This window comes from Polaromonas sp. P4_H1 (assembly GCF_056400945.1).
In genome coordinates, this window is sequence record NZ_JBFUKG010000020.1 from 37,045 (window position 1) to 63,330 (window position 26,286).

Annotated in this window: 29 protein-coding genes; 2 read left to right on the forward strand and 27 right to left on the reverse strand. The window is 59.9% G+C overall.

Annotated elements, in window-relative coordinates:
* Window positions 1-90 precede the first annotated feature (90 nt).
* From AC1DS5_RS21460 to AC1DS5_RS21590, 27 genes are all read right to left on the reverse strand, one after another.
* Window positions 91-849, reverse strand: a complete 759-nt coding sequence (locus AC1DS5_RS21460; protein WP_477720281.1) for an ABC transporter permease — start codon at window positions 847-849, stop codon at window positions 91-93.
* The gene (locus AC1DS5_RS21465) at window positions 842-1,786 is read right to left on the reverse strand and encodes an ABC transporter ATP-binding protein (protein ID WP_477720282.1); all 945 of its coding nucleotides are present in this window, start codon (window positions 1,784-1,786) and stop codon (window positions 842-844) included. The genes AC1DS5_RS21460 and AC1DS5_RS21465 overlap by 8 nt, the downstream gene beginning before the upstream one ends.
* Window positions 1,783-2,877, reverse strand: coding sequence for an ABC transporter permease (locus AC1DS5_RS21470; protein WP_477720283.1), 1,095 nt, complete (start codon window positions 2,875-2,877; stop codon window positions 1,783-1,785). Before AC1DS5_RS21470 ends, AC1DS5_RS21465 begins: the two co-directional genes overlap by 4 nt.
* Before the next feature lie 132 nt (window positions 2,878-3,009).
* Window positions 3,010-3,933 (reverse strand): glycine betaine ABC transporter substrate-binding protein OsmF, encoded by a 924-nt coding sequence (gene osmF / locus AC1DS5_RS21475; protein WP_477720284.1) that lies wholly within the window; start codon window positions 3,931-3,933, stop codon window positions 3,010-3,012.
* A gap of 363 nt (window positions 3,934-4,296) precedes the next feature.
* Window positions 4,297-5,355 carry a beta-N-acetylhexosaminidase gene (gene nagZ / locus AC1DS5_RS21480; protein WP_477720285.1) on the reverse strand — a complete coding sequence of 353 codons (1,059 nt, stop codon included), beginning with the start codon at window positions 5,353-5,355 and terminating at the stop codon, window positions 4,297-4,299.
* Window positions 5,356-5,426: 71 nt separating this feature from the next.
* A complete protein-coding gene (gene acpS, locus AC1DS5_RS21485) occupies window positions 5,427-5,825 on the reverse strand; it encodes a holo-ACP synthase (RefSeq protein WP_477720286.1) in 399 nt (132 codons plus the stop codon).
* The gene (locus AC1DS5_RS21490; RefSeq protein ID WP_477720287.1) at window positions 5,825-6,640 is read right to left on the reverse strand and encodes a pyridoxine 5'-phosphate synthase; all 816 of its coding nucleotides are present in this window, start codon (window positions 6,638-6,640) and stop codon (window positions 5,825-5,827) included. The genes acpS and AC1DS5_RS21490 overlap by 1 nt, the downstream gene beginning before the upstream one ends.
* A gap of 15 nt (window positions 6,641-6,655) precedes the next feature.
* On the reverse strand, window positions 6,656-7,405 hold the full coding sequence (recO, locus tag AC1DS5_RS21495) for a DNA repair protein RecO (protein WP_477720288.1): 750 nt from the start codon (window positions 7,403-7,405) through the stop codon (window positions 6,656-6,658).
* 252 nt (window positions 7,406-7,657) lie between these two features.
* Window positions 7,658-8,602 carry a GTPase Era gene (era, locus tag AC1DS5_RS21500; RefSeq protein ID WP_477720335.1) on the reverse strand — a complete coding sequence of 315 codons (945 nt, stop codon included), beginning with the start codon at window positions 8,600-8,602 and terminating at the stop codon, window positions 7,658-7,660.
* Between the two features lie 135 nt (window positions 8,603-8,737).
* Window positions 8,738-9,439 carry a ribonuclease III gene (rnc, locus tag AC1DS5_RS21505; RefSeq protein ID WP_477720289.1) on the reverse strand — a complete coding sequence of 234 codons (702 nt, stop codon included), beginning with the start codon at window positions 9,437-9,439 and terminating at the stop codon, window positions 8,738-8,740.
* Complete coding sequence (locus tag AC1DS5_RS21510) at window positions 9,440-9,781, reverse strand: DUF4845 domain-containing protein (RefSeq protein WP_477720290.1); 342 nt, start codon at window positions 9,779-9,781, stop codon at window positions 9,440-9,442.
* A 75-nt stretch (window positions 9,782-9,856) separates the two neighbouring features.
* Window positions 9,857-10,834 (reverse strand): signal peptidase I, encoded by a 978-nt coding sequence (gene lepB, locus AC1DS5_RS21515; RefSeq protein WP_477720291.1) that lies wholly within the window; start codon window positions 10,832-10,834, stop codon window positions 9,857-9,859.
* Window positions 10,834-12,645, reverse strand: a complete 1,812-nt coding sequence (gene lepA, locus AC1DS5_RS21520; protein ID WP_477720292.1) for a translation elongation factor 4 — start codon at window positions 12,643-12,645, stop codon at window positions 10,834-10,836. The genes lepB and lepA overlap by 1 nt, the downstream gene beginning before the upstream one ends.
* A 589-nt stretch (window positions 12,646-13,234) precedes the next feature.
* Window positions 13,235-14,698 (reverse strand): DegQ family serine endoprotease, encoded by a 1,464-nt coding sequence (locus AC1DS5_RS21525; protein ID WP_477720336.1) that lies wholly within the window; start codon window positions 14,696-14,698, stop codon window positions 13,235-13,237.
* A 151-nt stretch (window positions 14,699-14,849) separates the two neighbouring features.
* The gene (locus AC1DS5_RS21530) at window positions 14,850-15,872 is read right to left on the reverse strand and encodes a MucB/RseB C-terminal domain-containing protein (protein ID WP_477720293.1); all 1,023 of its coding nucleotides are present in this window, start codon (window positions 15,870-15,872) and stop codon (window positions 14,850-14,852) included.
* Between the two features lie 36 nt (window positions 15,873-15,908).
* Entirely contained in the window at window positions 15,909-16,529 is a 621-nt protein-coding gene (locus AC1DS5_RS21535; protein WP_477720294.1) for a sigma-E factor negative regulatory protein, read from the reverse strand.
* A gap of 145 nt (window positions 16,530-16,674) precedes the next feature.
* On the reverse strand, window positions 16,675-17,310 hold the full coding sequence (rpoE, locus tag AC1DS5_RS21540; protein ID WP_477720295.1) for an RNA polymerase sigma factor RpoE: 636 nt from the start codon (window positions 17,308-17,310) through the stop codon (window positions 16,675-16,677).
* Window positions 17,307-17,846 (reverse strand): hypothetical protein, encoded by a 540-nt coding sequence (locus AC1DS5_RS21545; protein ID WP_477720296.1) that lies wholly within the window; start codon window positions 17,844-17,846, stop codon window positions 17,307-17,309. Before AC1DS5_RS21545 ends, rpoE begins: the two co-directional genes overlap by 4 nt.
* A 54-nt stretch (window positions 17,847-17,900) precedes the next feature.
* On the reverse strand, window positions 17,901-19,145 hold the full coding sequence (gene fabF / locus AC1DS5_RS21550) for a beta-ketoacyl-ACP synthase II (protein WP_477720297.1): 1,245 nt from the start codon (window positions 19,143-19,145) through the stop codon (window positions 17,901-17,903).
* Window positions 19,146-19,232: 87 nt separating this feature from the next.
* Entirely contained in the window at window positions 19,233-19,472 is a 240-nt protein-coding gene (gene acpP / locus AC1DS5_RS21555; RefSeq protein WP_011484542.1) for an acyl carrier protein, read from the reverse strand.
* Window positions 19,473-19,620: 148 nt separating this feature from the next.
* Window positions 19,621-20,367: a 3-oxoacyl-ACP reductase FabG gene (gene fabG, locus AC1DS5_RS21560; RefSeq protein ID WP_477720298.1), complete on the reverse strand. Its 747-nt coding sequence runs from the start codon at window positions 20,365-20,367 to the stop codon at window positions 19,621-19,623.
* Window positions 20,364-21,314: an ACP S-malonyltransferase gene (fabD, locus tag AC1DS5_RS21565; protein ID WP_477720299.1), complete on the reverse strand. Its 951-nt coding sequence runs from the start codon at window positions 21,312-21,314 to the stop codon at window positions 20,364-20,366. The genes fabG and fabD overlap by 4 nt, the downstream gene beginning before the upstream one ends.
* Window positions 21,311-21,628, reverse strand: a complete 318-nt coding sequence (locus tag AC1DS5_RS21570; protein ID WP_477720300.1) for a hypothetical protein — start codon at window positions 21,626-21,628, stop codon at window positions 21,311-21,313. The genes fabD and AC1DS5_RS21570 overlap by 4 nt, the downstream gene beginning before the upstream one ends.
* Window positions 21,629-21,700: 72 nt before the next feature.
* A complete protein-coding gene (locus tag AC1DS5_RS21575; RefSeq protein WP_477720301.1) occupies window positions 21,701-22,678 on the reverse strand; it encodes a beta-ketoacyl-ACP synthase III in 978 nt (325 codons plus the stop codon).
* A gap of 3 nt (window positions 22,679-22,681) precedes the next feature.
* The gene (plsX, locus tag AC1DS5_RS21580) at window positions 22,682-23,794 is read right to left on the reverse strand and encodes a phosphate acyltransferase PlsX (protein ID WP_477720302.1); all 1,113 of its coding nucleotides are present in this window, start codon (window positions 23,792-23,794) and stop codon (window positions 22,682-22,684) included.
* 84 nt (window positions 23,795-23,878) lie between these two features.
* Entirely contained in the window at window positions 23,879-24,061 is a 183-nt protein-coding gene (rpmF, locus tag AC1DS5_RS21585) for a 50S ribosomal protein L32 (protein ID WP_007873878.1), read from the reverse strand.
* Between the two features lie 233 nt (window positions 24,062-24,294).
* A complete protein-coding gene (locus AC1DS5_RS21590) occupies window positions 24,295-24,876 on the reverse strand; it encodes a YceD family protein (protein ID WP_477720303.1) in 582 nt (193 codons plus the stop codon).
* Between AC1DS5_RS21590 and AC1DS5_RS21595 the strand changes: the two genes are divergently transcribed.
* Window positions 24,860-25,519, forward strand: a complete 660-nt coding sequence (locus tag AC1DS5_RS21595) for a Maf family nucleotide pyrophosphatase (RefSeq protein WP_477720304.1) — start codon at window positions 24,860-24,862, stop codon at window positions 25,517-25,519. The two genes, AC1DS5_RS21590 and AC1DS5_RS21595, sit on opposite strands and share 17 nt — an antisense overlap.
* A complete protein-coding gene (locus AC1DS5_RS21600) occupies window positions 25,516-26,283 on the forward strand; it encodes an SAM-dependent methyltransferase (protein WP_477720305.1) in 768 nt (255 codons plus the stop codon). The genes AC1DS5_RS21595 and AC1DS5_RS21600 overlap by 4 nt, the downstream gene beginning before the upstream one ends.
* Window positions 26,284-26,286: the final 3 nt, after the last annotated feature.

Sequence of the window (26,286 nt, forward strand, 5' to 3'; positions counted from 1 at the left end):
AAAGGCCTAAAAAAATCCCTCTTTCATGCATGAAATGGACTGCCAACCCATGAGACGGGTACCAGAAGCTACGTAATTGATAGCAAGCAGTCAGCGTTTCCACGAGGCAAGCCGAGACAAGCGTTCAAAAGCCATGTCGGTCACCACGGCCAGCATTCCCACCAGCACCGCTCCCTGTAAAACATAAGCGGTATTGAAGCCGCTGAGTCCGACAATAATCGGTGAGCCCAGGGTTTTGGCGCCCACGGTGGAGGCGATGGCCGCGGTGCCTATGTTGATGATGACGGATGTGCGCACGCCGGAAATCCAGACCGGCAACGCCAAAGGGGTTTCGACCTGCCGCAAACACTGCCAGAGCGACATGCCCATGCCGTTGGCCGATTGACGGACCGATTCCGGAACCGATTGAAGACCCGACACGGTGCCATGCACCACAGGTAGCAAGCCGTACAAGGTCAGGGCAATGAGTGCGGGCAGTTCGCCAAAGCCCACCACAGGCACCGCCACCGCAAGCACAGCCACGGGCGGAAAGGTCTGCCCCATGGACACCACAGTCTCCACAACCGGCTGGAACTGCCGCCCAATCGGGCGTGTGATCCAGACAGCGATAGCGCTTCCAAGTAGAACAGACACCGCGCTGGACACGCCCACCAGCTTGCAGTGTTGCCACAGCAGTTGCGCAAACGGCTCCTGGCGGTAAACGGGGCGGTCCAGCTCGGGGAAAAGGCTGGCAAACAGGGGCTGCGAATGCGGCAGCCAGAGCACCAGCGCCGCCAGCGCCAGCGCGGCCCACAGCAGCCTGTCTCCGGCCAGCCCGGCCAGACGCCGCAGCCCACCCGCGCTAGACATCAGAAGGCCCGGCCTTGCGAAAAATATCAGCGGCATGCAGCACGCCGGCGTGGGCGCCAGCGGCATCCGTCAGATTCACCACCGCGAGCTGGCGCATGGCCAGATAAGACACCGCCTCACGCAACGTGGTGGCCGCTGGCAGACTGGGGCCCCGATGTTGGGGTTCGTGCCGCGCCAGGCTCTGGGCAGACTGAAGCGACAACAGCTTGATGCCGATGTCGCCGCGGCCCACAAAGTCGACCACCAAGGCGTTGGCGGGCGCGGCCAAAAGCTCCAGCGGCGTCGCCACCTGCACAATCTGGCCCTGGTCGAGCAGCACGATTTTGGTGGCCAGGCGCAAGGCCTCGTCAATGTCGTGGGTGACCATCACGATGGTTTTGCCGGAGGCCTGGTGAACGCGCTTCATCTCCAGCTGCAATGACGCCCGGATCACCGGGTCCAGGGCCCCAAACGGCTCGTCCATCAATAAAACATCCGGGTCTGCCGCCAAGGCACGGGCAACACCCACGCGCTGCTGCTGGCCGCCCGATAGCTGGTGGGGGTAGCGAGTTCTGTAGGTCTCAGGGTCAAGGTCGAACAACTGCAGCAGCGTGGTGACGCGATCGCGGATTTTTGGGGCCGTCCAGCCGAGCATCTGGGGCACGGTTGCAATGTTGCGCTCCACCGTCCAGTGCGGAAACAAGCCCACAGACTGAATGGCGTAGCCCATGCGCAGGCGCAGGTCGCGCACCTTGAAGCTGTAGATTTCTTCGCCATCGAAAAGGATTCTTCCCGCGTCATGGTTTTCCATGCGGTTAATCATCTTCAGCATGGTGGATTTACCCGAGCCCGAAGCACCAATCAGGACCAAAAACTCCCCGCGGTCAATCTTGAGGTTCACCCCGTCTATCGCCGTGACAGGGCCATAAGATTTGCTGATGTTCTGAAATTCGATCATGACTGCATGCCACTTCTTGATCCGGTGACGCTGGTAAGGCTGATCAACACCTTGAACGCCACATCGGCCAACACCCCCAGAGCGATGATGGGCACGACGCCCAGCAACACCAGATCCTGCGCGCTGCTAAAGAGCCCTTCAAACATGATCGCGCCCAGCCCACCCGCCCCAATGAGCGCGGTAACGGCAGCCAGCCCCACGGCCTGAATGATGGCGGTGCGCACACCCCCCAAAACAACCGGCAGGGCCAAGGGGAACTCGATACGCCCGAAAATCTGAAAGCGCGTCATGCCCATGCCAGTGGCTGCATCAATCACACTGGACGGAACCTGCTCCAGGCCGGCCACGGTGGCCCTGACCACCGGCAGCAAACCGTACAGGGTCAGCGCAATCACGGCCGGAGCCAGGCCTACGCCACTGATGCCCGCCCTGGCGAGCGCGGGCCAGGCCGCCGCCAGCAGGGCCAGGGGTGCCATCAGCAGGCCAAACAAGGCAATCGAAGGGATGGTTTGAATGATGTTCAGCAGCGGAAACAGCGCGCCGGCGAGCCTGTTTTTTTGACAGGCCAGCCATCCCAATGGCAGGCCAATGCACAGGGTGAAGGCCACCGCCATCATCACGATCTGAATGTGCCGCACGACCACGCCCACAAAGATATCCGAGCGGTTTGCATACTCTTTCATGATGGACAGGTCATCGCACCAACCTGCCGACAGCATGAAGCAAACCGGACTCAGTACCGCCGCGACGACGGTAAAGCGTTGCGCGCTGCCCGCCCGCAGGCGCTGCATCCCATCCGCCGCGATCAAGACCAAAAGCAGCAGCGCGGCCCAGAATGCGCCCCCCAGTGAGGTCCGGGCAAGGGGCGACTCGGCCCCGGCGACCAAGGACGCATAACTGCCTGCGAGCCAGATCAGGCCACTCACAAGCACACAGGAAACCATGACCACGGACCACAGCAGTGCGCGAGCGGGTTTAAAAAATGCGGCAAGCAGCAAGGAGGCCATTAAAACGACCAGCAGCCACCCACGGCCTTGCAGCACCGCAATAAGGGAAACGGACTCGCCCGATACCAGACGGTTGGGTGCCACGCGCAAAAACGGCAAACCGTAAAGAACACACGCCCCCATGAACGACATGGCCGCCAGGACGGGGCTCCATCGCAGAGGAGGCGACCCCGAAGGATCTCCAGAAGGACGGCGCCCCTGAGTCACGCGGCAGGCTTACTTCAGCAGCCCCTTGGACTTCAGGAAATCTGAAGCCACTTTTTTGGCATCCTGCCCGTCAAGCTGAATCTTCGCGTTCAATGCCTGCAGGGTCGGACCGTCCAGCACCTTGAACACCGGGGCCAGTACGTCCCTGATTTTCGGATTTTTCTTGAGCGCTTCTTCCCGAATGATGGGCGTGGGCGCGTAAATGGGCTGAACGCTCTTTGGGTCTTCCATGATCACCAGGCCCAGCGCAGCCACCGCGCCATCTGTGCCATAGGCCATGGCGGCGTTCACGCCGGAGGTTTTTTCGGCTGCCGCGCGTATCGTGACTGCCGTATCACCGCCAGCCAGCGTCAGAATTTGGTCGGGCTTGAGTTTGAAGCTGTATGCAGTCTGAAAGGCAGGCAAAGCATCAGAGCGCTCGACAAACTCGGCCGATGCCGCGAGCTTGAACTGCCCGCCCCCCGTGATCCACTTGCCCAAGTCGTCCAGGGTCTTGAGCTTGTTGGCGGTCGCCACCTCTTTGCGAACGGCAATCGCCCAGGTGTTGTTGGCCGGTGAGGGCTCGAGCCAGACGATTTTGTTTTTGTCGTAGTCCAGCGTCTTGACACGCTCGTAGCCCGCCTTGGCGTTCTTCCAGACCGGACTGGATTCTTCCGAGAAGATAAAAGCGCCGTTGCCGGTGTACTCCGGGTAAAGATCAATTTCGCCGGCCGTGATGGCGCCGCGCACGACCTTGGTGTTTCCCAGCGAGGCTTTGTTTTCAGTCTTGATGCCGTTGGCCTCCAGCGCCAGGACAATCATGTTGCCCAGCAGCTTTCCCTCGGTGTCGATTTTGGAGCCGACCCGAACTGGTGCCGCTCCCTGCGCCAGCACCCCGCCTGCCGCCAGAGCACCGACCAGCAGCATGGCGGCCCTGCGTTGGATTGATTTCATGGTGAGTACTCCCAAAAGTGGACGAAGAGGATTTGACGATACCTCAGACTGACCGGCCTCGGCTAGTGGGCTGTAACGATTGAATCGAAAGCGCCCTACGCAGGGAGCAGTGCCCCTTACCCTGAACGTTGAAAACAGACGATCTGGTTTTAGTTCGAATTAACCATCAACGGCTGCCAGCGCCCCCCGAACCTTGGCAATGAAAGACCGGCAGACGGGCAGACAAACGGCTGGGGAAGCCGTGATCGATGCTGACTCAGGAGTTTTGACTATTCAGCAAAAAGTATCGCTATAGCCCATATAAATCGGGAACATTAAGCTATTTAATTGATAGCGAACCCGGAATTTTTGATACGACTGGCCTCAGGGAATCAAGCCCATCGCATGCATATAGGCGGGGTGCAACATGAGCTCGTCCCACTCGTGAGCCGGCGTCGCTGGCAGCAAATCAAGCCTGCGCATTTCGCTGGACTCCAAGGCCTCCCACTGCCCTTTGACCAGCGCCTCGGCCATGCCGTCAAGCAGTTCATCGACTGGTTTGCCATCCCCCACGGACTGGTTGCACAGCAGCACCATGTCGCAACCGGCGTTGAGGGCCGTGACCGCCGCCTCGGTGTAGCTGACTTGCCTGCCGTCAATCAGGCGCGCACCGGCCATGCTCAGGTCGTCGCTGAAAATCGCACCGCCAAAGCCAAGCTGGCCACGCAGGATGAATGTCAGCCATTTTTCCGAAAACCCCGCCGCTCTAGCATCGACCTTGGGGTAAATCACATGCGCCGGCATCACGCTGGTCAGCGTGGTGTTGAGCCATTCATAAGGCGCGGCATCGTCGGCGAGGATGGCCTTGAGGCTGCGCTTGTCGACCGGGATGTCGGTGTGGGAATCGGCCTTCACAAACCCATGTCCCGGGAAATGCTTGCCGCAGTTGGTCATGCCGCTTTGCAGCAGGCCATGCATCAGGCTTTTGGCCAGCAGGCTGACCACGCGCGGGTCCCGGCCAAAGGCGCGATCGCCGATGACGCCGCTTTCGCCCCAATCCAGGTCCAGCACCGGCGTGAAACTGAAGTCCACGCCGCAGGCACGCAGTTCGGCGCCCAGCACATAGCCACAGGCGGTGGCCGCGTTGGTGGCGGCCAGCTGGTCTTTCATCCACAGGGCACCCAGGGCTCGCATGGGCGGCAGGTGGGTAAAACCGTCGGTCCGGAAGCGCTGGACACGGCCCCCTTCATGGTCGACGCAAATCAGCAAATCCTGGCGAATGCGCTTGATGTCGGCACACAGGGCCGTCAGTTGCTGGCGGTCCTTCCAGTTACGGCCGAACAGAATGATGCCCCCTGTCAGCGGGTGCTTCAGGCGCCGGCGGTCGGCCTTGGTGAGGGACAGGCCCGCAATGTCGATGATCAGGGGAGCGTGCTGGGTCATGGGAAATATTTCAAGGTTGCCACTTCAGGGTTGCTATTTAATTGATAGCTGCCTGCTCAAATATCACATAGCTAAAAGGCATTTTTCTCTACTACGCAAAAGCTGGCCGCGTACTCGTTCTCGTCGGTCACGCTGACATGCACGCTCAGCTGACGGGTTTCAAACCAGTCCTTGAGCGCACCGTGCAACACAATCTCGGGCTTGCCGCTGGCCGCTTTGGAAATTTCACAATGGCGCCAGGTCATGGGCATGCGCATGCCCAACCCAATCGCCTTGCTGAAAGCCTCCTTGGCTGAAAACCGCGTGGCCAGGTAGCGAACGCCGCGATCGGGCCAGCGCACGCTGCGCTCTTTCCATGTGGCCAACTCGGCATCGCTGAGGATTTTTTGCGCAAAGCGCTCACCATGGCGCTCCAGGCTGGCACGAATGCGGCGCACGTCGCAGATGTCGGTACCCACTCCGTAAATCATCAGGACGTCACTGCAAAGGCTTCGTCAATACAGCGCAGGTAATCTTTCACGGTCGCGGTGTAGCCCAACTCCAGCGCATCGGCTATCAGGGCGTGGCCGATCGAGACCTCCTGCACGCCAGGCACTGCGCGCAGAAACGCAGTCAGGTTGTCACGGTTCAGGTCATGGCCGGCGTTTATACCCAAATTCAAAGCCGCTGCCGCCCGGGCGGCGCTGGAAAACCGGTTGAGCGCTTCCATTCTTTCCGTGCCTGACGAGGCCCGGGCGTAGCTTTCGGTGTAAAACTCCACCCGGTCGGCCCCCACCGCCTTGACAGCGGCCATGGCTTCGGCAACGGGGTCCATGAACAGGCTCACGCGCACCCGGCGGGCATGGGCCTGCTCGATCAGGGGCTGCAAGCGGTCGGCATCGGCGGGAAACGTCCAGCCATGGTCGCTGGTGAACTGGTCTTCGCTGTCGGGCACAAATGTGCATTGATGCAGCGGCAAGCCCCGCGCCGTCAGGTCACGCACAAAATTCATCAGGTTCTGGAAGGGATTGCCTTCAATATTGAACTCGCGGTCAGGCCAGTCCTTCATGAGGGCCGCGAGTTCGTACACATCATCGGGTCGAATATGCCGCTCGTCCGGCCGTGGGTGTACCGTGATGCCCTGGGCGCCCGCTTCCAGGCACAGCTCTGCGGCACGCAGCACGCTCGGAATATCGATATGCCGCGTGTTGCGAAGCAGCGCGACTTTGTTGATATTGACCGAAAGGGCGGTCTTGTGAACGCCCGAGGGTGCGGGTGGATGGTCAGTGTGGCGAAAAAGGGGCATGGCGGTATTGGGCTGTTAGAGGGCCTGCAGGTCCATCATCATTTGCCGGGTTTTCAGGACCTTCACACCGCAATGGTAGTGCAGCAGCGCACGCAGCTGGGTTTTAAGTTCATTGAGCCCGGGAATGCAGGCCCGCACCGTGTCGGAAAACAGGGCATTGTCGCCCAGCGCCTGCTGCAACGCCGTCCATTGCTCGCCGGTCAGACTGCTGCGGTCGTCGTCATGGGCCTGCCTGAGGCCGGCTTCCGCCACCAGCACGTAGCGGGTCTGGGGCGCCAGCGGCGCCAGCGTGGCCGTTTCCGCATCCAGCAGGGGCAACAGGCCAATATCACGCAGCAAACGCAGCTCAAAGGCCCGCAAGGCCAGCTGCAGCGTGTCTGTACTCTGGGTAGCCAGCAGCTGCACGGTGGCCGAATAGGCGTCAAAAAGCACCGGGTGCGGGTCGTCGCGGGCCAGCAGGCGCATCAGCAGCTCATTCAGGTAGTAACCCGACAGCAGGGCGTCGCCGGTGGGCATGACATGGCCGCCCTGCCACTCCGCGCTTTTCAGGGTCCGGATTTCGGCATCACCGCCAAAGGCAACATGCAAAGGCTGCAAGGGAAGCAAAATCGGCCGGAAGCTGGAGCTGGGTTTTTTGGCCCCGCGCGCCACCAGGGCCACCCGTCCATACTGGCGGGTAAAGACTTCCAGGATCAGGCTGGACTCGCTCCAGTCGTAGCGGTGCAGGACGTAAGCGGGTTCGTCACCTATACGTTTGGTAGCCATAGATGTCAGGCAGGAGACCCACAGCGAACCGCCACGTCGGCAATAAGCGACCGTGAGGGCTTCCCGTCCAGCCAGGGCCGCGGAACCGGCTTCGCCGGGCCGCAGGCGCAGCGCCCCCTCGGGGGGCAGGGAGCTACACGCAGTGAGCGACCGTGGGGGCTCAGTTCCCCGCGGAACCGGCTTAGCCGGGCCGCAGGCGCAGCGGCCCCCTCGGGGGGCAGCGCAGTACGCGAAGCGACAAGCGTGGGGGCCTCATTCATACCCGAAGGTCTTGACCCGGGCCTCGTCGTCCGCCCAGCCCGAACGCACCTTGACCCAGATCTCCAGAAACACCTTGTTGCCGGTGAGCGTTTCCAGCTCATGCCGGGATTCGGTACCGATTCGCTTGAGCTTTTCGCCCTTCTCGCCAATCACCATGCCCTTGTGGCCGTCGCGCTCCACGACGATGGTGGCAGCAATCCTGCGCAGGTTGCCCTCTTCTTCATATTTGTCAATGATCACCGTGGAGGTGTAAGGCAACTCGTCGCCGGTCAGGCGAAACAGCTTTTCGCGAATGATCTCGGCGGCCATGAAACGGTCGCTGCGATCGGTCAGCTCGTCGGCGCGGTACATCCAGGGCTGCGCCGGCAAATACTTCTCGCAGATGCCAAACAGCCGCTCAATATCCTTGGCATTGTTGGCCGACATGGGCACAAACTCGGCAAAATTATGCCGTTCCTGCATGGAGCGCAGCCAAGGCGCAATCTCGGCCCGGCGATGGATCAGGTCAAACTTGTTGGCCAGCAGGATGGCCGGTGTTTTTTCGGGCAGCAGGGCCAGCACCTTGGCATCGGCCAGGTTGAACTGGCCGGCTTCCACCACAAAAACAATCAGGTCCACGTCGTTGACGGCGCCCACCACCGTGCGGTTCAACGAACGGTTCAAGGCATTGCCGTGCCGGGTCTGGAAACCCGGGGTGTCCACAAACACAAACTGCGTGGCCTCCACGGTGCGCACACCGGTGATACGGTGGCGTGTGGTTTGTGCCTTGCGGGAGGTGATGCTGATTTTCTGGCCCACCAGTGCATTGAGCAAAGTGGATTTACCCACGTTGGGTTTGCCGACAATGGCAATTAGGCCGCAGCGCTGCGCGTCGACGGGCGGGGTGTCTGCAGCAGCCCCCGCTGCAGCACGCGATGACAAGGCCTGGGCCAGCATGGCATCCAGCGCGTCAGGGCCCTGCGCCTCGTCAGCGGGCAATTCAAGCGATATATTTGCCGGCTTCTTCGGCTCTTTTTTACCTGTACTCATGGTCTCTCAATGGTGTTGGACGGGCGCGGCTGCGACGCCGAGTCAGGAATCCAGGGTTTTGACGTACATCAGCATGGCGGCGGCCGCAGCCTGCTCACCGGCCCGGCGCGAGCCACCGATGCCGCGTTCCGCCCGGCCGTACTCGGTGATTTCACACTCCACATCAAATGTCTGCTTGTGAGCGGCACCCAACGTGCCCACCACCCGGTAAATGGGGAGGTTCATTTTGCGCCCTTGCAACCACTCCTGCAATTCGGTTTTCGGGTCCTTGCCGATGGCCTGCATCTGCGGGTTGATTTCCATATCCTTGAACAGGCGCCGTACCAGCTGGTCGGCCTTGTCGAAGCCGGCATCCAGGTAGACAGCACCTATTACCGCCTCCAGCGCATCAGCCAGAATGGACGGCCGCTTCTGCCCACCCGAGCGGGCTTCGCCCTCACCAAGCCGCACCATATCGGGCAAACCCAGCGTCAAAGCCAGTTTGTGCAGGGTATCCTGCTTGACAAGGTTGGCGCGCACGCGGGACAGGTCGCCTTCGGGCAACTCGCTCAATTGCTCGTACAGCAGACTGGCCACTGCGAGGTTCAATACAGAGTCGCCCAGAAACTCGATCCGCTCATTGTGGTCAGCGGAAAAGCTGCGATGCGTGAGTGCCTGCGCCAGCAGTTTGGGATTGGAAAACTCGTGCTGCAGGCGTTTTTGCAGTGCCAGCAGGTCTGGGCTTGAGGTGGCGCTGGCTCTCACTTATTTGGATCGGCCGTTGTACTTCAGCAGCAGGTAAGCGGGACCTGCCATGTGGATTTCACGGGTATAGGCGAAAGCCACCACGGTCTTGTCGCCCTCTTTCGTGACCTCAAGATCCCTGCCGGCAATCGATTTGATGTCGTCAATCGCCGCGGCTTTGTCAAAAATGGACTTCACTTCAGCCACCGTATTGCCTTCCTTGGCCTTGCTGGCAGCTTTGTTGATGGCCTGAAATTCGATCAGGGTTGGCACGACCTGGGCCGCCAGGATACCGCCACAACCAATCACGCCACCGACAAACAAAATGCCAATGAAGGAAATGCCGCGTTGCTGATGTTTCATTTTTTCTCCTGCTCTGGCCGGGTAGCCCTGTAGGTGACCGCTTGACCACCCCCGGGCGCCTACCCCATGCCGCAATTACTGAAAAGAACCAATGCGTTTGAGGTTGCCAAAGTTCATCCAGACAAAAAAGGCCTTGCCCACGATGTTTTTCTCGGGGACAAAGCCCCAATAGCGGGAATCCAGCGAATTATCGCGGTTGTCGCCCATCATGAAGTAGTGCCCTTCCGGCACCTTGCAAACCACGCCCTCGCTACTGTAACGGCAATTTTGCTTGAACGGAAAATCCTCGGCACCGGCAACAAAGGCCGGCCGGTCGTCGTCATTGAGCAGGCGGTATGTCCGTCCGCCATTGGTTTCCTGATACTGCTTGGCATAGCGCAGCGCATCCTCATCGAAAAAATCGGCCAACGGCACCTTGGACACAGGTTTGCCGTTGATGGTGAGTTTCTTGTTGAGGTAAGCCACCTCGTCACCGGGCACACCCACAACCCGCTTGATGTAGTCCAGGCTGGGCTTGGGAGGGTAGCGAAACACCATGACATCGCCGCGCTGCGGGCTGTGGTTGTCAAACAGCTTGGTGTTGATCACGGGCAGGCGCACGCCGTAGTGGAATTTGTTGACCAGAATCAGGTCATTGATGAGCAGGGTCGGGATCATGGAGCCCGACGGAATCTTGAATGGCTCAAACAGAAAGGAACGCAGCAGAAAAACCACCACAATCACCGGGAACAGGCCGGCGGTCCAGTCCAGCCACCAGGGCTGCATGATGAGCCTGGTTCTGGCTTCGCTGATATTGCTGTCGACCTGGTTGATGCCCATTTTGGCCAGTTCGGCCTGGCGTTTGGCGGCGGTCTGTTCAAGCACGGCAACCGCTTTGTGCCGCTGCGGCAGAAAATAAAACCGCTCCGCAAGCCAGTAAATGCCGGTGACCACGGTCGCCAGGAAAAGCAGCAGCGAGAAGTTGCCCTCCACTGCGCCCAGATACCAGGCAGCCCCGTAGCCGACAAACGCCGCCAGCACCAGGGCGGTGATGGAACTCATGGTGTTGCGCATTATTCTTCTACCTGCAATATGGCGAGGAAAGCCTCTTGGGGCACCTCCACCGAACCGATTTGTTTCATGCGCTTTTTACCCGCTTTTTGTTTTTCGAGAAGCTTGCGTTTGCGCGAAATATCTCCGCCGTAACACTTGGCGATCACGTTTTTCCGCAGCGCCTTGATTGTCTCACGCGCAATAATATTGGCGCCGATGGCCGCCTGGATGGCGACGTCGAATTGCTGACGCGAAATGATTTCGCGCATTTTGGCCACCACCGCCCGGCCCCGGTAGGCGGACTGGCTGCGGTGAACGATGATGGACAGCGCATCCACCTTCTCGCCATTGAGCAAAATGTCCACCTTCACCACGTCGGAGGCCCGGAACTCCTTGAATTCGTAGTCCATCGACGCGTAGCCGCGCGAAACCGATTTGAGCTTGTCAAAGAAATCCAGCACGATCTCGCCCAGCGGCATCTCATAGGTCAGCATGACCTGCTTGCCGTGGTAGGCCATGTTCAGCTGCACCCCGCGCTTGAGGTTGGCCAGCGTCATGACGGCGCCGACATAGTCCTGCGGCATGTACAGGTGCACGGTCACGATGGGCTCGCGAATCTCCGTGACCCTGCCGGCATCGGGGATTTTGGAGGGATTTTCAACCTTGATGATCTCGCCATCGGCCTTGAGCACCTCATACACCACGCTGGGCGCCGTCGTGATCAGGTCCTGGTCGAACTCCCGCTCCAGCCGCTCCTGGACAATCTCCATGTGGAGCAGGCCCAGGAAGCCGCAGCGAAAACCAAAGCCGAGGGCCTGGCTGACTTCCGGCTCGTAATGCAGCGAGGCGTCGTTGAGCTTGAGTTTTTCCAGCGCATCGCGCAGGGAGTCGTACTCGCTGGCCTCGGTCGGGTAGAGCCCGGCAAACACCTGGGGCTGGATTTCCTTGAAGCCGGGCAACGCTTCCGTCGCCGTGAAAGCCGCACCACCCGTGCCGGGTTTGATCAGGGTCACGGTATCGCCCACGCGCGCCGCCTGCAGCTCCTTGATACCCGCAATCACAAAGCCCACCTCACCGGCCTCCAGCGACTGGCGCGGCTCGGTGTGCGGCGTGAAGACGCCCAGTTGCTCTGCGTTGTACATGGCTTCGCTGGCCATGAGCTTGATGCGGTCGCCTTTGGCCAGGCGCCCGTCCACCACACGCACCAGCATGACGACGCCCACGTACGCGTCGTACCAGCTGTCGATGATCATGGCGCGCAAGGCACCGTCCGGATTGCCCTGTGGCGGCGGCACCCTGGCGATCACGGCTTCCAGAATTTCGTCTATGCCCATGCCGGTCTTGGCGCTGCAGGGGATGGCATCGGTTGCATCAATGCCGATCACGTCCTCGATTTCCTGCTTGGCATTCTCGGGGTCGGCCTGCGGCAAATCCATCTTGTTCAAGACGGGCACCACCTCCACACCGAGATCCAGCGCGGTATAGCAATTGGCGACGGTCTGCGCTTCCACACCCTGGCTGGCATCCACCACCAGCAGCGCGCCTTCGCAAGCAGACAGCGAGCGACTCACTTCATACGAGAAGTCAACGTGGCCTGGCGTGTCGATCAGATTGAGGTTGTAGACCTGGCCATCGCGTGCCTTGTATTTGAGCGCAGCGGTCTGCGCCTTGATGGTTATCCCACGCTCCTTCTCGAGATCCATTGAATCGAGAACCTGCGCACTCATCTCGCGATCCTGCAAGCCACCACAGCGCTGGATGATGCGATCTGCAAGCGTGGATTTGCCGTGATCAATGTGCGCAATGATCGAAAAATTTCTGATGTGATTCATCAACGAGAACACCTAAGTGCTTGAAAGTATTGCGAAGAGATTGCACGTCATTCGCGATGGACCATAAAAAAGGGCGCGTCGAGTAGTGACGCGCCCTGAACCAACAATCTATGGCAACTGCGATAGTTGGAACTTCATTGTAGGCAAAAAGCCAGCAGCGAACAGTCCCAAAATCTCCATATTTTTGTCGTTGCAGGCTAGCAACAGGAAACTTATACACAACTTATTCACAATTTTATACTGCTTGGCTCTGGACAACTTGTGGGCGATCTGTGGATCAGTACTGAATGGATGGAATTGATGATGAAAGCCACAGGAATCCCGGCGGTCGAGAAGCTCGATATATCAAAAAGGCACCGTAGCTCTACGGCATTCTACTCAAACTCATCATTGGATCGTTTAATTTTGTGAGTGAGTACTAACAAATTTAAAGATGATCTACCCAAAATATATTTTTTTGAAGACGCCCAAAAAACAGTATCTGGTGTGGAAAAACCCCCAACCCTGGCGGGGTATGGGGGTCTTTCATGCCTGTAGCGGGAGGGGCAACAGCGTAGCGAGGCCCTTGCCGCGAGGCAAACTCAAACCATTAACGCGCCGGCCGGATCAACACAAACTGCGCCAGTTCTCCCCGGCGAAACAGCACATTGACCGGCTTGCTCTTGTCAATTTTTGCGAGCGCAGTCTCGAACTCCTTGACGTTTGCGATTTCGGAGTTGGCAATGGCGACGATCACATCACCTTCGCGAAGTCCTGCACGGGCTGCTCCAGCCTCTGCGCTGTCTACCCGGACCCCGCCCTTGATCTTGAGTTCCTTTTTCTGTGCATCCGGCAGGTCGCTCACCACCAGGCCCAAAGCCTGTGCAGGGCCGGCGACCGGCGGTTTGGATTCCGGTGACGAGGCCTTGCGAAGGGGCTTCTCTGCCTCCACCTCCGCGATGACCACCGGCAAATCCTTGGTGGCACCCCGCCTGAAGACGGTCACCACCGCCTTGGTGCCGGGCTTCACATTGCCGACCATGCGCGGAAGATCACTGGATTTTTCGATCTGCTTGCCGTCGAACTTGATGATGATGTCGCCGGCTTCCACGCCTGCCTTTTCTGCAGGTGCACCAGCCTCCACGCCTCTGACCAGCGCCCCCCGGGGGCTGCCCAGACCGATGGACTCGGCCACTTCCTTGCTGACCTGATCGATCTGCACCCCGATGCGTCCACGCGTTACCCGGCCGCTGCTGCGCAGTTGGTCTGAAACACGCGTGGCCTCGTCAATCGGGATGGAAAACGAAATGCCCTGAAAGCCGCCAGAACGTGAATAGATCTGGCTGTTGATACCCACGACTTCCCCGCGCATGTTGATCAGGGGCCCACCCGAGTTGCCGGGGTTGATGGCCACATCGGTCTGGATGAACGGCAGGTAGTCACCGGTATCGCGCTGCTTGGCGCTAACAATACCCGCCGTCACGGTATTTTCAAGGCCGAATGGTGAGCCGATGGCCATCACCCATTCGCCCACCTTCAGACGGTTGATGTCGCCAATTTTCACGGCCGGCAGCCCGCTTGCCTCGATCTTGACCACCGCCACATCGCTGCGCTTGTCCGCGCCGATGATTCTGGCCTTGAATTCGCGCTTGTCGGTCAGCGTGACGATCACTTCATCGGCGCCTTCCACCACATGGGCATTGGTCATGACAAAGCCGTCTCCCGTGAGGATGAAGCCGGAGCCCACACCGCGCGGCTGCTCTTCGTCGGGCTGGGGCTGGCCGCGGTCGGGACGCGGCGTGCGCGGCAGATTGGGCGGCACGGGAATCCCGAAACGCCGGAAAAATTCCAGCATTTGCTCATCCACGCTTCCGGCGCCCGAAGCCTTGACTTTTTCTATCGTGCGGATGTTCACCACCGAGGGTCCAACCTGGTCAACCAGATCGGTGAAGTCGGGCAGCGCGCGGACCTGCGCCCATGCAGGGGCAGCAGGCAACACCACTGTGGCGGTCACCACGCCCAGCAGACCTGCGAGCAGACAGGAGCGCAGGGGTTTCCAGTTCAATTCAAGCATCATCGGCCTCGTCGTAAATGTTGGTAATCAGGCATGCAAAACTTGTGGGAAGGAAATAGGAATACCAGAGAAAAAGACAATACGGACAACATGCGGCGCCTGCGCCCTGTGGGAAAAATTTTCCAGCAACAACGCCCCTCACAGGCACTGTCTACTTTTTTCGCTCCAGTCCATTGGCAAAATGGCGCAGGGTTGCCATGGGAACTTCACCCATGATGGTTACCCAGTAAGCGTCCAGTTGCCGGGTCAGCGTCTGGGTGGCCCCCAGTGACAGGCTGGATTCCTTCTCATGGCGTTGCCGGTCATAGGGTTCCACAAAGATGGAGACGGAGGCAAGCCCGTCGGAGAAAATCCATTGCAGAGGCTCGGCACCTGGCGCGGCGCTCGCCGCGGGGCGCTTGTAGCAGCTCATGGGTTTAAACCCGGCAACAGGCGCTTTGAGCACCCAGCCTTCGGCGCTGGCCGTGGTCTTCACCATCACAGGCTTCTCAACGCGATAGCCGTCCACCTTGCCCATCATCTGGATAAGCTGGTCCATTTTGACCGGCGCATCGAGTTGCAGCTCCGAAAACGCGGCCTGCTCGAGCACCTTGCCGTCAGCGTCCAGGGTCTGCAACTTCACCACCAGGCCCTTTTTTTGCTCGGTCCAGATACGGTAGCCAAAACGCATGCTGTCCTTGGGAACCAGCATCACGACGTCCGCTTCGACGCCGGCCACCCGCTCTACGCCGTCATGCCGCATCTTGTAGAAATCGGCAATGCGGCTGTCGGTTGACTGGAGCAACTCGGGAAACATGCCCAGCGATTCCCGTTTTTCGCTGCGCACCACCTTGTGGTCGGGCATGAATGTAACGACCTGATCGTTGTGCCGGAAGATAGAGCGCGGCGCCCCGGTCAGGGTTTCAACCCTTTCCACCTGCTGGTTGCCTTCGCAGACATGCCAGACTTTTGCGCTCGACATGGCGCCACCCGACGAAACAACAAAGGTCCCAATATAGGAGCGTTTTTTGGAGGCCTCGTGCATGCGCATCAACCAGTCATTGACGCTTCTGGATTCCGCCGCCGTGGCAGGCGTGGACGCCGTGGCCGGCGAAGGCACCTGGGCCGCTACATAATTGATAGCGGCGAGTGGCCAAACAAAAAAGGCCACAAGGCGATAAGTCTTGAAATTCATGGTTGTTTTGAAGGCTCTGCCGCAGCAAAAGCTCATTCAACGCCCTGCATTCTGAGGCGTTTCAAAGGTGGCGTTTCGCAAAAACCCCGACGGCACCTGCAAGGCGGATGCACCACCCAACTGCTTGTGTGCGGTCAGCAACTCCTCCAGCCGGGCATCGCGCACTATCGGACCCTGCGGTGAAGCCACCAGCACCTGCTGAGCCGGGCCTTGGGCAAGCTGCGGTGCAGCATCAGGCATCAGCAGGCCCGAGGAGTTCCACGCGATGGCGGAAATGGCTGCCAGGGAAGCAAAGCCGGCCACCCACTTCCAGGGCAGCATGCTGTCATTGGATGCCGCGCCGCGGTGGTGGACCACGTTCGCACCAGTTTTTCCCCTGGCTTGCGCCGCTGAATCAAGTGCAACAGGCTGGTGGCGCGCCCGAAGCAACGGCTCTTGTGGCTCTTGCGAAAGGCGCTGGTTCAACCGACCCAGAAAGGCCAGGTCCGCCACGGGCGCCACGGGCGCAGGGGATCGCAACACCTCGCCAATCAAATGGTAAGCGGCCCAGCTGGAAAACGCAGATTCGTCGTGCTGGCAGGCCTGCAGTGCGGCGGCAAAGTCCTCACCGCCCAGCTGGCCATCGGCCAGGGCAGACATGAGTTCACTGGTTTGCATAGACGGTTTCATGATGTTCATGGGCAGTGGGCATGCCGGTTTATTAAAGGGCTTTACAGGCTGAAAGAAGGGCGTTATTCATTCATTGGTTCAATAGTGATTCAACAAGGCTCTTGACATGGATACCAGCCAACAACTACCAGCATCACCAGCGCTTGCCTGACTGGTTTTCCAGCAAGGGCTTGACTTTCCCAGAGATCGCTTCACGCGCCCTGAAAATACGGGACCGCACTGTGCCAATGGGGCAATTCATGGCCTCCGAGATTTCTTCATAGCTCAACCCTTCGATTTCGCGCAAGGTGATGGCCTGACGAAGCTCTTCCGGCAAGGCCTCCATAGCCGCGTTGACCATTTCCGCAATTTCCTTGCTTGCCAACACGGCATCCGGCGTTTCCGAGCTAGTTAGTTCGTTTTCCAGCGGGGAAGTTTCATCGTCCTCTCCGGATTTAAAGGAATTTTCGGAAACGGTGGGATCCCGCTTGAGATCCATCAGGGCTTTTTTGGCGGTGTTGACCGCGATCCGGTAGAGCCAGGTGTAGAACTGGGCTTCGCCCCTGAACTGCGCCAAGGCCCGGTAAGCCCTGATAAACGTCTCCTGGGCGATGTCTTCCACCAGATCCACATCGCGCACCATGCGCCCTATGAGGCGCTGAATGCGGCGCTGGTACTTGATCACCAGCAGCTCAAAGGCCTTTTGGTCCCCGGCCACGGCGCGCTCGACCAGCATGGCGTCGCTGTCAGCCGCTTTTTCGGATTGCCGGGGTGTCAGGTCCTCAGTCATGGCTTTATCCGTGTGGCATCAACAGGAAGCTCATGGCCCGATACTGCCACAGCCGGCAGCGGCTCTGCAGGCATCCCGTCCAATGAGCGGGAAGAGCCTGCCGGCTTGTGCGGGGAATATACCGCCCGGCGCAGGTCCAGCCAGCGCTCTGGCAACACCCTTCGCTCCGCCCAAAGCCAGAGTCCGGCACGCGCCGGATTCTGAAGCCGGAGCAGTAGCATGTGCTGGAAATCAGCAATCACCGAGAGTTCGTACCCGGCAACGCCCGCCTGGTAAGCCTGGCTTTCCCAGTGCCACACCTCGCCGTCCCATGCCAGCCGGCCAGAGGGTACTTTTTTCCAGCCAACCCATGCCAGGGCGCCCGCACCGCATACCGCTGCAACGACCAGTGCCATCCGCCAACCAGATTGACGGACAAGGTGAAACCAAAATAAAACCAGCAACACACCCGCCAGCCACAGACCCAGCAATAGCCAGCCCTGAAAACGCGAACGCCCCAGCGGATAGACAACCGGCGGGGCGTTGTGGGTGATCAAGACAGTCAGTGCGGTGCTTGGGCGCGTGCTTGAAAAGGTGGAAACAGGGCGACGTCAGGCGCGCTTGAAAACCAGCGTACCGTTGGTGCCGCCGAATCCAAAATTGTTTTTCACCGCAATTTCAATGTTGGCGTCGCGCGCCACGTTGGCGCAGTAGTCCAGGTCGCACTCGGGATCCTGGTTGAAAATGTTGATGGTGGGGGGGATCTTCTGGTGATGCAATGCCAGCACGGTGAACACCGACTCAATGCCACCGGCGCCGCCCAGCAGGTGGCCTGTCATCGATTTGGTCGAACTGACCACCATGTTCTTCGCATGGCTGCCAAATGCCGCCTTGATGGCGTTGGTCTCGTTCAGGTCGCCCAGCGGCGTGGAAGTTCCATGCGCGTTGAGGTACTGAACCTGATCGGCGTTGACGCCTGCATTCTTCAATGCCATGGTCATGGAACGGCACGGCCCGTTGATGTCGGGTGCGGTCATGTGATAGGCGTCAGCGCTCATGCCGAAACCGATGACTTCAGCATAAATCTTTGCGCCGCGCGCCTTCGCATGCTCGTACTCCTCGAGCACCAGAACACCACTGCCCTCGCCCAGTACAAAGCCGTCGCGGTCCTTGTCCCAGGGACGTGAAGCGGTCTTGGGGTCCTCATTGCGGGTTGACAGCGCGCGGGCTGCGGCAAAGCCGCCCACACCCAAAGGCGACACCGTCGCTTCAGCACCGCCGGCAATCATGACGTCGCAGTCGCCGTATTCGATCATGCGGGCTGACAGGCCAATGGCATGAAGGCCGGTGGTGCATGCCGTGACAACCGCGATGTTGGGCCCCTTGAAGCCAAACTTGATCGACACATGGCCGGAAATCATGTTGATGATCGACGCCGGCACAAAAAACGGGGAAACGCGACGTGGGCCGCGATTCACCAGCTCGGCATGCGTCTGCTCGATCATCGGCAAACCGCCAATGCCCGAGCCGATGTTGCAACCAATGCGGGTAGCCAGCTCGTCGCCGAGCGCATCGCCGGTAGGCAAGCCACTGTCAGCGACCGCCTGGAACGCCGCAGCCAGGCCCAGGTGAATGAAGCGGTCCATGTGCCGGGCTTCCTTCTCGGGGATGTAATCCTCGATCTTGAAGCCCTTCACCTCACCCGCGAACTTGCAGGCAAAGTTGCTTGCATCAAATTGCGTGATCAGGTCAATGCCGGGAGTTCCGGCAAGCAAATTGGCCCACGAATCAGCGACGGTATTACCTACCGGGCTGACGCAACCCAAACCTGTCACAACGACACGACGACGGCTCATTCAGTAATCCTGAAAAAAACCCGAAAAGACCCTGAACGGCCTTTCAGGTTGAATGACGGCAAAGGCAAAGGTCTGGAACCTTGGGCCTCAAGCCTTTTGATGGGTGTTGGCGTAGTCAATCGCATTCTGGACGGTGGTGATTTTCTCGGCATCTTCGTCGGGAATCTCAATGCCAAACTCGTCTTCCAGAGCCATAACCAGTTCTACGGTGTCAAGCGAGTCAGCGCCGAGATCGGCCACAAAGGCTTTTTCACTGGTGACTTGACCTTCTTCAACGCCAAGTTGCTCGGCAATGATTTTCTTAACACGTGCTTCGATATCGCTCATAGTTCCCTCTGAGGGTTGTAAATTAATCCGTGATTTTACCGCGTTAGGGTCGTTTCCCTAAGCATCAGGCCGGACGGATAAAAACCGGCCCCGATTTGATGTGTTTTACCACCGTCAACCCATGCTCCTCATGAGGCAGGCTGAGCGGCTACATGTACATGCCGCCGTTGACATGAATTTCCTGCCCTGTGATGTAGGCCGCTTGCGGACTGGCCACAAAAGCCACAGCATGCGCAATATCCTGCGGCTTGCCGAGATGGCCCAGCGGAATTTGCCCCAGCAGCGCTTTTTGCTGCTCTTCAGGCAGGCTGGCCGTCATGTCGGTCTCGATAAAGCCCGGCGCCACGCAGTTGACCGTGATGTTGCGCGAGCCCAGTTCGCGCGCCAATGCTCGCGTCATGCCTGCCACACCCGCCTTGGCGGCGGCGTAATTGGACTGCCCCGCGTTGCCTGATGCACCCACCACCGACGTAATGCTGATGATGCGGCCATAACGCTGCTTCATCATGATGCGCATCACGGCGCGGCTCATGCGAAACACCGCCTTGAGATTGGTGTCGAGCACCGCATCCCAATCGTCGTCCTTCAGGCGCATGGCCAGCATGTCACGCGTGATTCCGGCATTGTTGACCAGCACCTGCAGGCCGCCGTGTTCCCGGACGATGCTGTCTATTAACGCCTCGGCCGCCGCAGCATCATTCACATTCAGGTTCTTGCCGGCACAACCGGGGAAAGTGGCAAGGACCTGGCTGATTTTGGCCGCACCTTCATCACTGGTGGCCGTACCGATGACCTTCAGGCCCTTCTGGGCCAGCTCCAGCGCAATGGCGGCGCCTATGCCGCGCGACGCACCGGTGACCAGTGCAACCTGTCCTTCAAACTTGACTTCATTCATGCCAGCATCTCCTTCACGTCTGCCATTGAGGCCGGGTCAAACAGGGGCACGCCCGTCAATTCCGGGTCTATTCTTTTGACCATACCGGCCAGCACCTTGCCCGGCCCGCACTCGACAACCGTCGTCAACCCGCGCGCCTTGATGGCCTGGACACACTCGACCCAGCGCACCGGCCCGAAAGCCTGCTTGTAAAGCGCTGCGCGAATGCGATCGGCATCCGTCTCTACCGCCACGTCGATATTGTTGATGACGGGAATCAGCGGGGCCGCGAAATCGATGGCAGCGAGTTTTTCCCTGAGTTTTTCGGCGGCCGGTTTCATCAGGCTCGAATGAAACGGCGCCGACACCGGCAGGGGCAAGGCCCGCTTCGCGCCGTTGGCTTTCAGCACCTCGCAAGCCTTGTCCACCGCAGCCTTGCTGCCCGCAATGACGGTTTGCAGGGGGTCGTTGAAATTGACGGCTTCCACCACCTCATCGGTATTGAGCCCGAAGGTGCGGACCGCCTCGGCACAACCTTCGATGACCCTGGCTGCGTCCATGCCCAGAATGGCCGCCATCGCGCCCACACCCACAGGCACGGCGTCCTGCATGGCCTGGGCGCGGAAGCGCACCAGCGGCGCGGCCTGCGCCAGGGACAGCACCCCCGCAGCCACCAGCGCAGAATATTCGCCCAGCGAATGGCCAGCCACGGCGGCCGGCGCCGTGCCGGTTTCCGCCATCCACGCCCGGTAGGCGGCCACACCCGCCACCAGCATCACCGGCTGGGTGTTGGTCGTCAGGGCCAGGGCCTCCTTGGGGCCGTCCTTGATCAGCTGGCCGATATCCTGACCCAGGGCATCCGATGCTTCGATGAGTGTTTGCCGGACGACAGCATGGTCGCCCCAGGCGTCCAGCATGCCCACCGACTGCGAACCCTGACCGGGAAAAACAATAGCGAACGATTTCAAATAATTACTCCAGTTATCAAGCGGCGAACCCTGTCAGCGCCCGCCATTCTAAGAAACCCATCAGGACGGCAACCGGTCAGGCACGCCCCACCCCACCCGCCGCCATGCGGCCCGCGATTTTCGAAGCGGAAACGGCCGTCAGGTGAACGCTGCTGCGGTGGCAGGCTTGCGTCCGGCGGGGCTTTCAGGGAAGCGCCCGGCAACACCGCCTGCTGCGGTGCCGCCGCATAGCTGACGGCAGGCAGGCGGTTGGAGATTTTCCAGCCGGCCAGGACAAAGGCCGCCACCAGCAGCAGGATTGCAATGGCATCCACACGGCCTGACGGTCTGAGACTCAAACGGCCACCTGTCTGTCAGAAGCTGGCCGGGAAATACAGGCAGCCATCTCAATAGTTGAGAAGCACTGCACCCCAGGTAAAACCGCCGCCCACGCCTTCGAGCATGAGGGTGTCACCTTTTTTCACCTTGCCGCTGCGCACGGACGCATCCAGTGCCAGCGGGATGGATGCAGCCGAGGTGTTGCCATGCTCGTCTACCGTGACGATCAGCTTTTCCAGGGGCACCTTCAGCTTCCTGGCAGTGCTATGCATGATGCGGATATTGGCCTGATGCGGAATCAGCCAGTCGATGTCCGTATCCAGCAAATTGGCCTTGGCCAGTGCGGCCCGGGCCGCACTTTCAAGTACACCCACGGCCAGTTTGAACACCGCCTGCCCGTCCATTTTGAGGAAGGGATCGCCCAGCACCTGGCCGCCCGATACATTGCCCGGTACGCACAGGATGCCGACATGCTTGCCGTCAGCATGCAGATCGCTGGCGAGGATACCCGGCGTCTCCGACGCTTCCAGCACCACGGCGCCAGCACCATCGCCAAACAGCACGCAGGTGGTCCTGTCGGAGAAATCCAGAATGCGCGAGAACACTTCCGCGCCAATCACCAGCGCCTTGGTGGCCGAGCCGGTTTTGATCAACGCATCGGCCACGGTCAGTGCATAAACAAATCCACTGCAAACCGCCTGGACATCAAAGGCCGGGCAACCCGCAATGCCGAGTTTGTTCTGCACGATGCATGCGGCAGAGGGAAACACCATGTCTGGCGTCGACGTCGCAACAATGATCAGGTCGATGTCGGACGCCTGACGACCTGCAGCTTCCAGCGCGTGCCGGGCAGCTTTCACGGCGAGGTCGCTGCTGGACACATCGGGCGCGGCGAAATGGCGCGCCCGGATACCGGTGCGCTCCACAATCCATTCGTCGGAAGTTTCAACGCCTTTGGTGGCCAGCTCGGCGGCCAGCTCGGCATTGGTCAGTCGGCGCGGTGGCAAGTAACTACCGGTGCCAGTGATGCGTGAATAACGGGTCATTGATTAGTGTGCCGCTGTTGGGACTGCTGGGTCAACTGCCATCGAAGAAACCGCAGGCACGCCATTGTTGGCCGGTGCCGGCTGCCCCGCCACCAACAAGGGGGCGGCATGGGCGATGCGTTCGCGAACTCTCTCCAGCAAATTGTTACGAGCCGCATCATAAGCCCGATTCAGCGCCCTCTCAAAAGCAAAGGCATCTGCGGATCCATGGCTTTTGAAAACCAGGCCTTGCAGGCCCAGCAATGCGGCGCCGTTGTAACGCCTGTGGTCTACCCGGTTTTTAAATGCAGTTAGCACAGGATAGGCCACAATTGCCGCGCATTTCGTCAAAATATTGCGTGAAAACTCAGCCTTGATGAAGCCACCGATCATGCTCGCCAGCCCCTCGCTGGCTTTCAGCGCCACATTGCCGACAAAGCCATCGCACACCACGATATCGGTTGTGCCCTTGAAAATATCGTTGCCTTCAACATTTCCGTAAAAATTTAGATCACCGGAAATAGAGGCAGATCGCAGCAATTCACCGGCCTTTTTAATGGTTTCACTGCCTTTTATCGCCTCTTCACCGATATTGAGCAGTCCAACGCTAGGCGCGGGTTTACCGGAAATGGCGGCCACCAAGGCTGAACCCATGACCGCAAACTGCAGCAAATGGTCGGCAGTGCAATCCACATTGGCGCCGAGATCCAGCACCGTGGTGGCGCCGCCCGCAGCATTGGGCAGCTGTGTCGCAATGGCGGGCCGGTCGATGCCCTCCATGGTTTTCAGCACGTAGCGGGCAATGGCCATCAGTGCGCCGGTGTTGCCGGCCGAAACAGCGGCCTGGGCGACACCGTCCTTGACCTGGTTCATGGCCACCCGCATGGACGAGTTCTTTTTTCGCCGCAATGCGATTTCGATCGGATCGTCCATGGTGACGATCTCGCTGGCGGCAACGATTTGACAGCGGGGATGCGATTGCAGCAGGGCGTATTGCGGGTGCGCCGCCAGAACGTCTGGCTGACCCACCAGCACCACCGAGGCTTCCGGGTGGCCGCTCAAAAAGGCCAGGCTGGCGGGAACGGTCACGTCCGGGCCAACATCCCCACCCATGGCATCGACAGCGATCCTGATCATGAAAAGACCGGCGCAGTCAAGATTGAATTATGGACAAAAGAAAGGCCCGCAGTATCAGTGCGGGCCAGTACATCAAGCGCGGAATTACGCTTCGGATTTGGTTTTCAGCACCTTGCGGCCACGGTAAAAACCGGTCGGGCTGATGTGGTGGCGCAGGTGGGTTTCGCCCGTGGTGGATTCCACAGCGATGCCTGGCACGGTGAGTGCGTTGTGCGAGCGGTGCATGCCGCGCTTGGAAGGTGACTTTTTGTTCTGCTGGACGGCCATGATCCGCTCCTGAGGGGGGTATAGGGTTGGTAAATTACGCGCCAGATTTTTGAATTCAGGTAGCTGGGCCTGTATGTTGGTCTACAGGGCCGCATCACTACATTGGCACGCGAAGCCTTTGATTATAGCGCGATACCGGCAATTTTGGCCATCACCCCGCCCGGCAATTCCGTGGCTGCGCATCATTCCAGTGAATTCCCGCCGCCGCAGATAGTAAATCTAATACAAATTTATTACTTTTTCTTGAGCTGCGCCAGCACAGCGAAAGGATTGGGCTTCTGACCGGATTCGTCGGCGACGTCAGCCTCACCAGCCTGCAACTTGGGAGCCACCGGGCATTCGCCGTGCATGGGCACCAGTGGCAACGCCATCAACAACTCGTCTTCAAGCACCGCCAGCAAATCGAATTGCGGCTCCATCACCAGCAGGTCTTCTTCGGACTGATCGTCCTCGGCCATCGCAATGTCTTCGTTGGCAACAAAACGGTACCACTGATCCACCTGGACAGGGGTGACCACCGCCCCCATGCAACGCTGGCAGGTCAGCGGCACATCCGCTTGCGCTTGCAGGTGCAGCCAGACCTCGTCATCAGCCCCCGGGCGTGGCCGCAGCTCCGCCCGAGCCTCCCACTTTATAACTGACTCAGGCTCCAGCCCTTGTGTTTCCTCCACAAGGCGCTTCATATTTTGTAGCAAAGTGGTTTCGACAAGCGGCACACCATCCTGGGCGAAAGCTTGCATGTTGAGCCGGTGGGCTTGAAGAGATCTGGACATGGGTGCAGTGTAAGAGAATCGGAGCATGAACTCTGCCTCCAACCCGGTCGCCGCATCAACGGCAGCCACGGCCCTTGCGCCCACAAGCCGCCCACTGGTGCTGGGCTCGACCTCGCCCTATCGCCGCGAACTGCTGCAGCGCCTGCACCTCCCGTTTGAGGTGGCAACTCCCGACGTTGATGAGACACCGCTGCCCGGCGAAACGCCCCGCCTGCTGGCTGAACGTCTGGCACTCGCCAAGGCACGCGCGGTGGCTCGCAATTTTCCCCATGCGGTGGTGATCGGTTCCGACCAGGTGGCCGACCTGAACGGCCTGCCGCTGGGCAAACCAGGCACCCACGAACGGGCGGTTGCGCAACTGCGTCAGATGCGGGGCCAAACCGTGGTGTTTCAAACGGCGGTGGCCGTGGTGTGCCTGGAAAGCGGGTTCGAGCAAAGCAGCCTGGCGGCCGTGCGGGTGACATTTCGGGACCTGAGCGATGCGGAGATTGAAAACTACCTGCGCGCCGAGCAGCCTTATGACTGTGCCGGCAGCGCAAAAAGCGAAGGGCTGGGCATCGCGCTGCTCGAATCGATTGACAACGACGACCCGACCGCACTGGTCGGCCTGCCGCTGATACGTACCTGCAAAATGATCCAGGCGGCCGGTGTGGCCCTGCTCACCGGCAGCGGGGCACAGCGATGAGCGGCGCCATGAAAGGCCGGCTTTACCTGGTGCCCGCGCCGCTTGATTTTGGCTGCGACACCCAGGCCCCGCTTCAGGACGTGATGCCCTCGGGCACGCTGCAGGTCGCAGCCCGGCTGTCCTGCTGGATTTGCGAGAACGCCAAAAGCACCCGCGCTTACCTGAAGCGCATCAACGAACAGCACCCCCTGGCGCACCCGCTGCAGTCGCTACAAATTCAGGAGCTGCCGCGTGAGGTCCACAAGAAGGGCGATCACACCGGCAACTTTGATGCGCGGCCGCTGCTCGTGGCCGCGACGGAGGGCCATGACATGGGCCTGGTCAGTGAAGCCGGCATGCCGGCGATCGCCGACCCGGGCTCGTCAGTGGTGCGCGCAGCGCATGACCTCGGGCTGCAGGTGGTGCCGCTGACGGGCCCCATGTCGCTGATGCTGGCGCTGGCGGCGAGCGGCCTCAATGGCCAGAACTTTGCGTTTGTCGGGTATTTGCCGCAAGACGGCGGCGAGCGGACCCAGCGCATCCGCGAGCTGGAGTCTCTGGCCCTGAAAACCGGCCAGACCCAGCTTTTTATTGAAACGCCCTACCGCAATGCGGCCCTGCTACAGGCGCTGCTGCAAACGCTGCAGGGCAATACACGGCTGGCACTGAGCTGCGGCCTGACGCTGGACAAGGCCTCGTCGCGCAGCATGCAGGCCAGCGGCTGGAAACGCGACAAACCAGTCCTGCCACTGGATCTGCCCACGGTTTTTTGCATAGGCCGCTGAGAA

Excerpts from the sequence above, each read along its gene's own strand:
- AC1DS5_RS21460 (WP_477720281.1), bottom strand. The coding sequence starts at position 849 with ATGTCTAGCGCGGGTGGGCTGCGGCGTCTGGCCGGGCTGGCCGGAGAC.
- AC1DS5_RS21465 (WP_477720282.1), bottom strand. The coding sequence starts at position 1,786 with ATGATCGAATTTCAGAACATCAGCAAATCTTATGGCCCTGTCACGGCG.
- osmF (WP_477720284.1), bottom strand. The coding sequence starts at position 3,933 with ATGAAATCAATCCAACGCAGGGCCGCCATGCTGCTGGTCGGTGCTCTG.
- nagZ (WP_477720285.1), bottom strand. The coding sequence starts at position 5,355 with ATGACCCAGCACGCTCCCCTGATCATCGACATTGCGGGCCTGTCCCTC.
- acpS (WP_477720286.1), bottom strand. The coding sequence starts at position 5,825 with ATGATTTACGGAGTGGGTACCGACATCTGCGACGTGCGCCGCATTCGT.
- AC1DS5_RS21490 (WP_477720287.1), bottom strand. The coding sequence starts at position 6,640 with ATGCCCCTTTTTCGCCACACTGACCATCCACCCGCACCCTCGGGCGTT.
- recO (WP_477720288.1), bottom strand. The coding sequence starts at position 7,405 with ATGGCTACCAAACGTATAGGTGACGAACCCGCTTACGTCCTGCACCGC.
- era (WP_477720335.1), bottom strand. The coding sequence starts at position 8,602 with ATGCTGGCCCAGGCCTTGTCATCGCGTGCTGCAGCGGGGGCTGCTGCA.
- AC1DS5_RS21510 (WP_477720290.1), bottom strand. The coding sequence starts at position 9,781 with ATGAAACATCAGCAACGCGGCATTTCCTTCATTGGCATTTTGTTTGTC.
- lepB (WP_477720291.1), bottom strand. The coding sequence starts at position 10,834 with ATGCGCAACACCATGAGTTCCATCACCGCCCTGGTGCTGGCGGCGTTT.
- lepA (WP_477720292.1), bottom strand. The coding sequence starts at position 12,645 with ATGAATCACATCAGAAATTTTTCGATCATTGCGCACATTGATCACGGC.
- AC1DS5_RS21525 (WP_477720336.1), bottom strand. The coding sequence starts at position 14,698 with ATGCTTGAATTGAACTGGAAACCCCTGCGCTCCTGTCTGCTCGCAGGT.
- AC1DS5_RS21530 (WP_477720293.1), bottom strand. The coding sequence starts at position 15,872 with ATGAATTTCAAGACTTATCGCCTTGTGGCCTTTTTTGTTTGGCCACTC.
- AC1DS5_RS21535 (WP_477720294.1), bottom strand. The coding sequence starts at position 16,529 with ATGCAAACCAGTGAACTCATGTCTGCCCTGGCCGATGGCCAGCTGGGC.
- rpoE (WP_477720295.1), bottom strand. The coding sequence starts at position 17,310 with ATGACTGAGGACCTGACACCCCGGCAATCCGAAAAAGCGGCTGACAGC.
- fabF (WP_477720297.1), bottom strand. The coding sequence starts at position 19,145 with ATGAGCCGTCGTCGTGTCGTTGTGACAGGTTTGGGTTGCGTCAGCCCG.
- acpP (WP_011484542.1), bottom strand. The coding sequence starts at position 19,472 with ATGAGCGATATCGAAGCACGTGTTAAGAAAATCATTGCCGAGCAACTT.
- fabG (WP_477720298.1), bottom strand. The coding sequence starts at position 20,367 with ATGAATGAAGTCAAGTTTGAAGGACAGGTTGCACTGGTCACCGGTGCG.
- AC1DS5_RS21575 (WP_477720301.1), bottom strand. The coding sequence starts at position 22,678 with ATGACCCGTTATTCACGCATCACTGGCACCGGTAGTTACTTGCCACCG.
- plsX (WP_477720302.1), bottom strand. The coding sequence starts at position 23,794 with ATGATCAGGATCGCTGTCGATGCCATGGGTGGGGATGTTGGCCCGGAC.
- rpmF (WP_007873878.1), bottom strand. The coding sequence starts at position 24,061 with ATGGCCGTCCAGCAGAACAAAAAGTCACCTTCCAAGCGCGGCATGCAC.
- AC1DS5_RS21595 (WP_477720304.1), top strand. The coding sequence starts at position 24,860 with ATGAACTCTGCCTCCAACCCGGTCGCCGCATCAACGGCAGCCACGGCC.
- AC1DS5_RS21600 (WP_477720305.1), top strand. The coding sequence starts at position 25,516 with ATGAGCGGCGCCATGAAAGGCCGGCTTTACCTGGTGCCCGCGCCGCTT.